Below are 6551 nucleotides of genomic sequence, written 5' to 3'. Positions count from 1 at the left end.
CGCACGGCCCGCGTGAAGCGAGCCGGCCGGGGCAGTGTCAGGCGACGCGTTCGCCGCTGCTGCGTTCGCTGCCGTCGTCGTCGATCAGGTCGTGGCCGTGCTGCTTGGCGAGCAGGTCGCGATACAGGCCCGGGCGGTTGCGCAGCTCGTCGGGCGCGCCGTCGTCGATCACCTTGCCGGTGCTCATCGCGATGATGCGGTCGAAGTTGCGCAGCGTCGAGAGCCGGTGCGCGATCGCGATCACGGTGCGGCCCACCATCAGCCGGTCAAGCGCGGCCTGGATCGCTTCTTCCGAGGCACTGTCGAGCGCCGAGGTGGCTTCGTCGAGCAGCAGGATCGGCGCGTCCTTGAGGATCGCGCGGGCGATCGCGATGCGCTGGCGCTGGCCGCCCGACAGCTTCACGCCGCGGTCGCCGACGATGGTGTCGAAGCCGTCCGGCATCGGTTCGATGAACTCGGTGCAGCGCGCGTCGCGGGCGGCGGCGAGCACTTCCTCGCGGCTTGCATCGGGGCGGCCGTAGGCGATGTTCTCGTAGATCGTCCGGTGCAGCAGCGAGATGTCCTGCGGCACCAGCGCGATCTGGTTGCGCAGGCTGCCCTGCGTGATGCTGGCGATGTCGTGGCCGTCGATCTTGATCGCCCCGTGCTGCACGTCGTAGAAGCGCTGCAGCAGCGCCAGCACGGTGGACTTGCCGGCGCCCGACTTGCCGATCAGGCCCACCCGCTGGCCCGCCTCGATGCGCAGGTCGAAGTGGTCGAGGATCGGCGTGCGGCTCGGATAGGCGAACGTCACGCCCTCGAATTCGACGCGGCCGCCACGCGATTTCAGCTCGGTGGCGTCGGAGCGGTCCGGCATGCCGTGCGGCTCGAGGATGGTCCTGACCGCTTCGGCCAGACGCGCGACGTGCTGCGTCACGTCCACCAGCGCCACGGCCAGGTCGCGCGTGCCGTGCAGGATCGTGAAGCCGAGCGAGCTGACCAGCACGATGTCGCCCGAGGTGGCCTTGCCCTGATCCCAGAGCATCAGCGCCCAGCCGAGCAGACCGGCCGACAGCATGGCGGTGATCACCGCGTGCAGCAGGCGCAGCTTTTCGAGGTACAGCAGGCTTTGCTGGCGCGCATCCATTTCGGCCTTGACCGTCTGGCCGAAGCGCTTCTGCTCGTTCAGCGTCATGCCGAACGCGCGCACCAGCGCCATGTTGCCGATCACGTCCACCAGCTCGCCGTCCACGGCCGCGGCCTTGGTGGCGAACGTGTGGTGGCGCGCCGAGCCGCGGCCCGCCAGCTTGAACAGCACGATCGCGAGGATGGCCGAGGCGGTGAACAGGCCGAGCGCCATCATCGGATTGACCACGATGATCATGACGATCGCGCCCACCACCGCGATGCACGGCGGCAGGACGTTCCAGGCCATCGTGTTCTCGGAGGTGTAGATCGCGTTCGAGGTGGCGGTGATGCGGCTGGCCAGCGTGCCGGGCTGCTTTTCCGCGTAATAGCTCGGGGAATGGCCGCTCAGATACTGGAACAGGTCGCGGCGCAGGTCGCCGGTGACGGCCACGAAGGTATGCGCGGCCACCCAGCCGCCGACCCGCCAGAGCAGGTTGTCGGCGGCGATCAGGCCGACCAGCAGGGCGAACGCGCCCCACAGTGGGCCGGGATGGTGGCGGCCGCCCGCGAGCACGTCGATCAGATGCTTGATCGCATATTGCGAGCCGAGCGCGCAGCCGACGGCGGCCAGCACGCTGGCCAGCACGATGATGTGCGCGAGAGGGTGCTTGCGGATGTAGCGAAACAGAAACGCAAGGGGACGGCTCGCATAGCTCGAGAGCTTCGCGTTGTGGGCGTTGCGCTGGGCAGGTGTGAGAGCTTCCAAAATATGTGCGTGTGGTCGGTCTGTCGGAGGTTGAGAGGCGCGCGGTGCGGCGTGCGTCGCGATGGCCCGCGATGCGGACGGAAGCCGGCATTGTAAACAAGCTCGACGTTTGTGCCGCACCCGATCGCATCCGATCTACGGTCTGCGATTCATTTTGGGATAAAATTCCACGGCTCGCATTGTTTCCGCGCGGCCGATGCTGACGTTAGTCAGCCTGCAAAACAAAAAGCGACGCCGACCATGATGGTGCTGCAGCGTCGCCCGTGACGTTCCCACTCTAATTCCGCCTTGAAAGTCCAAGGGTTGCAAAATGTTGCGCCTTTGTAACAACGTAAATTCTTTGAAATGTTCCGCACCGGCCTGCACCAACGGCCAGATAATGGCGTTCGGGCTAACCCTGAGTCATTTTTACGGGTTGCCTGGTGGTCATCCCGGGCGGGGCAGGAAATTTTACGGGATGCTGTCAACGCGCTGTGGCACCGCGCGTTGAATGCTGGAGCGTCGTCACGGGATGGCGCTCGACGCCGCGAGCCGATGGTGTTTCATCTCATATATGAAGAACAGTCCGGCTCGCCGGACGGCAAGGCTTACGGTCCTTTCTAGCCTGTTTTTTTGCCGATTTTTTAGGAGTTACTCAGATGCGAATCGCTCAAATCGCTCCGTTGCACGAAGCGGTTCCCCCGAAGCTGTATGGCGGTACCGAACGGGTGGTGTCTTACCTGACCGAAGCGCTGGTCGAGATGGGGCACGATGTCACGCTGTTCGCGAGCGGCGATTCGCAAACGTCGGCCAAGCTCGAAGCGTTCTGGCCGCAGGCCCTGCGCCTCGACCCGACGATCCGCGACGTGATGGCTCCCCACATGTTGCTGCTGGAAGAAGTGCGCCGCCGCGCCGATGAATTCGACGTGCTGCACTTCCACATCGATTACTACCCGTTCTCGCTGTTCTCGCGCCAGCCGGTGCCGCACGTCACGACGATGCACGGCCGCCTGGATCTGCCGGAACTGAACCCGATCTTCAACACGTTCAACACCGTGCCGGTCGTGTCGATCTCGGACAACCAGCGCATTCCGCTGCCGCAGGCCAACTGGCAGCCGACCGTCTATCACGGTCTGCCGGAAAACCTGCTGACGCCGCCGAAGGGCGCGAAGCCGGAATACCTCGCGTTCCTGGGCCGCATCTCGCCGGAAAAGCGCGTCGATACGGCCATCCGCATCGCCGAGCAGGCCGGCATGAAGATCAAGATCGCCGCCAAGCTCGACAAGGCGGATCGCGCTTACTACGAAGAGAAGATCAAGCCGCTGTTCGCGCTGCCGCACGTCGAATACATCGGTGAAATCAACGAATCGCAGAAGTCGGAATTCCTTGGCAATGCGCACGCGCTGCTGTTCCCGATCGATTGGCCGGAGCCGTTCGGCCTGGTCATGATCGAGGCGATGGCCTGCGGCACGCCGGTGATCGCGTTCAACCGCGGTTCGGTGCCGGAAGTGATCGATAACGGCGTGTCGGGTTTCGTCGTCGAAGATGAAGTTTCGGCGATCGCCGCCGTCAAGAAGCTCGACACGCTGCCGCGCGAGAAGGTGCGCGGTGCGTTCGAAGCGCGCTTCTCGTCGAAGGTCATGGCTGCCAACTACATCAAGGTGTACGAAGAGCTGCTGCGCCAGAACCGCCGCACCGTGCTGCGCGAAGTCAACGCCAACTAACTGCGCGTTCGCCGTACCGGTCGTTCCGACGCCCCGCAGGGTTCGCCCTGCGGGGCGTCGTGCTTTGCGGCGTCGCCCGTGCCTGGGGGTGTGCTCGCGACCGTGCCGAAAAGCGGGGCGGGGTGCGGCATCGAGCAGCACGGCGGCCCGCTTTTCGGGCGGTGTTGTATCCGCGCCGCGCGGCCTCGGCGAATCGCCGCAAAGCGGCAGGTTTTGCCTGCCCGGCGAAGTCATGCCCCTATAATGGCCGTGCCGTAAAATCCGGCACCCGCAGGATGATCGACAGGAGAGTTGTTTTGGCCAGAACGAAAACCACGCGCGCGATTCCGGCTCCCGGAGCCGGCGTCATTTTCGCGCTGCGCGCCGTCGGTCTCGTGCTGCTCGTGCGCTGGTTGCACGCCATGGCGCAGATGGAGTGGTCGACGCTGTCGTCGATGGCCTCGTCGCCGTGGGCCTGCGTCAATCTCGTGTTCCTGTTTCTGCTGCTGAGCCTGCCGGGCGCCGCCGCGCGCGCCGAACGGCCGCGTCATCCGCTGCCGCAATGGCTGCGCCAGGCGCTGCGCCTGTTCGCCTTGCTCTGTTTCCTGTTTGCCGTCTGGTCGATCGGCGCGTTCGTGTGGTTCGCCGGCTGGCGGCGCGCGCTGCATGCCGTGATGGCCAGCAACGGCTGGCTGATTGCCGCGCCGGTGCTGTACGCCGCGGTGGTGTGGATCTGCCGCCCGCAGCCGCTGTGGGGCACCAATATCGCCGCGCGCCGGTTCGCGATCGGCCGTTACGCCATTTCGATCGACGTGCTCACGCGTACCGTGGTGGTCTGGATGGAAAGCCGCAAGGTGGGGCAGTACGATGCGCGCGAGCTGGCGATCCGCTGGCCGCGCGGCACGGTGCTGCCGCCCGCCGCCGTGGCGCCGCCGTTCGAAGCCGAGACGGTGCCCGCGCCGATGATGCCGGCCAACGCAACCGATATCGCCGCCGACACCACGCCGATCGTCATGGCCGACAACGTGCCGCACGGCGAGCCGGTGGCCGCCACGGCGGGTGCTGTCGCGATTGCCGAGCAACCGGCCACGCTGGCCCCGGCTGTCGGGCACGATGCCGTCGTGGTCTCGGCCACGACCGCCGCCGATACGCCCGAATTCGCCGCCACCGTACCGGAATCGACCGCTGCGGCCGAGCCGGCGCAAGCGATGCACGAGCCCGATTCCGCCGCACAAGCCGCTGCCGCCGAACCGGCTCAAGCCATGCCCGAGCCCGACGCCGCTGCACGAGCCGCCGCCGCCAATCGCCCCGGCGTGCCCGCCACATCCGACATGCCGCGCGGCAAGCCGCTCTCGCGCCCCAAGGTCGAACTGCTCTGGAATTCTCCTGCGGCGGTCGGCCACAACCGCAAGATCGTGGCGCGTGCCCCGCTTGCGACGGAAGGGGACCGCGCCGCCGCACGCGCGCTCGATGCGACGCTGCGACAGTTCGTCTGAGGCCCGCCGGGCCGGCCCGAGGAAATCGCCATGATGATCCGCTGGTTGCTGGCCGCCATTCACCTGAGTGCGTTCGGCCTGGCGCTGGCGGCGATCGCCACGCGCAACCGCGCGTTCAAGCGCGTCGCCGCCGCCGCGAGCGTGCAGGTGGCCGACCTGCGTGCCGTGTTCCGCGCCGATACCGGCTGGGGGCTGACGGCGCTGGTGCTGATCGCTACCGGGCTGCTGCGCGCGTTCGGCGGCTTCGAGAAGGGCAGCGCCTACTATCTGCACGCCCCATTGTTCCACCTGAAGATGACCGCGCTCGTGATCGTGCTCGCGCTGGAGATCCGGCCGATGCTCGCGCTGCTCCGTTGGCGCGCGGCGGTTCGGCGCGGCGCGTTGCCCGACGTGTCGCGCGCGTCGGCCTATTCGCGAATCTGCCACGCGCAGGCCGCGCTGATCATCGTGATCGTGTTTGCCGCCGCCGGCATGGCGCGCGGCATCGGCATGCCGGGCTGAGGCATTTCGCCCCGCCTCGACTGGAAACCCCGCTCATCGTCTGAAAGGCCGGTATTGCGCCGGCCGTTTCGCGTCGACGCGGCCGGCTTGTCCGCCGGTGTTCGGAAGTGCGATGATTCGACATCCGACCGCCGGGCATGGGATGCCCGAGCGTCTTGACCGGCCGGGCATTGGGGGAAACATCAGTCATCGGACGACTATCGACGCAGTATAATGACCGCGCCATTTCGACCGCATCCGTTTCCGATCGGATCAATCATTTTAAGGATACAGGCCCCATGTCCGTGCCCGCGCTTCCCGTGCCCCCGCGCCGCCGCGCCCGCAGCCTTGCGCAAGACGTTGTCGACGCACTGAGCTCGCAGATCGAAAGCGGCACGCTGCGGCCCGGCGACAAGCTGCCGACCGAGACGGAAGTGATGGCCTCGCAGGGCGTCAGCCGCACGGTGGTGCGCGAGGCGATCTCGCGGATGCAGGCCAGCGGCCTGATCGAAACACGCCACGGCATCGGCAGCTTCGTGCTGGCGCCGGAGCGCCGCCGCACGCTCGGCATCGATCCCGCCACGATCACGACCTTGCGCGATGTGCTGGCCGTGCTGGAGTTGCGCATCAGCCTCGAAAGCGAATGCGCGAGCCTGGCCGCGCAGCGCGCCAACGAGGCCGATCTCACCCTGCTGCGCCGCGCGCTCGACGCGATCGCGCAGAGCGCGTCGGGCGGCCGCGACACGGCCCAGCTCGATTTCCATTTCCACCTGCAGATCGCCCAGGCCACCGGCAACCGCTATTTCGTCGACATCATGACGCAGCTCGGCACGTCGATCATTCCGCGTGCGCGCGTGAACTCGGCGCGGTTCGCGGGCGACGACCTGGAGCGCTACGTCGGCCGCCTGAACCACGAGCACGAGGCGATCTTCGAGGCGATCGCGCGGCGCGACCCGGAGGCGGCGCGCGCGGCGATGCGCACCCACCTGACCAACAGCCGCGAACGTCTGCGCCGGGCGC

At 67.1% G+C, this 6551-nt stretch carries 5 protein-coding genes; 4 read left to right on the top strand and 1 reads right to left on the bottom strand.

Translation table 11 applies throughout. The features are described 5' to 3' along the window. Positions 1-37 precede the first annotated feature (37 nt). Positions 38-1873, bottom strand: a complete 1836-nt coding sequence (locus ACYP33_RS07835; RefSeq protein WP_459620822.1) for an ABC transporter ATP-binding protein — start codon at positions 1871-1873, stop codon at positions 38-40. 638 nt (positions 1874-2511) lie between these two features. Here ACYP33_RS07835 and ACYP33_RS07830 point away from each other — a divergent pair. From ACYP33_RS07830 to ACYP33_RS07815, 4 genes are all read left to right on the top strand, one after another. Then, positions 2512-3576, top strand: a complete 1065-nt coding sequence (locus tag ACYP33_RS07830) for a glycosyltransferase family 4 protein (RefSeq protein WP_414444318.1) — start codon at positions 2512-2514, stop codon at positions 3574-3576. A 296-nt stretch (positions 3577-3872) separates the two neighbouring features. Continuing rightward, entirely contained in the window at positions 3873-5051 is a 1179-nt protein-coding gene (locus ACYP33_RS07825) for a hypothetical protein (protein WP_459620821.1), read from the top strand. Positions 5052-5081: 30 nt separating this feature from the next. After that, positions 5082-5552, top strand: coding sequence for a DUF2214 family protein (locus tag ACYP33_RS07820; protein ID WP_414450079.1), 471 nt, complete (start codon positions 5082-5084; stop codon positions 5550-5552). 278 nt (positions 5553-5830) lie between these two features. Then, positions 5831-6551: FadR/GntR family transcriptional regulator (locus ACYP33_RS07815; protein WP_459620818.1), on the top strand; the 721-nt coding region annotated here is incomplete at its 3' end.

The organism is Burkholderia sp. 3C (assembly GCF_054589155.1).
The sequence above is the reverse complement of the archived record's forward strand: the minus strand, read 5'-3'. Positions and strand labels throughout refer to the sequence as shown.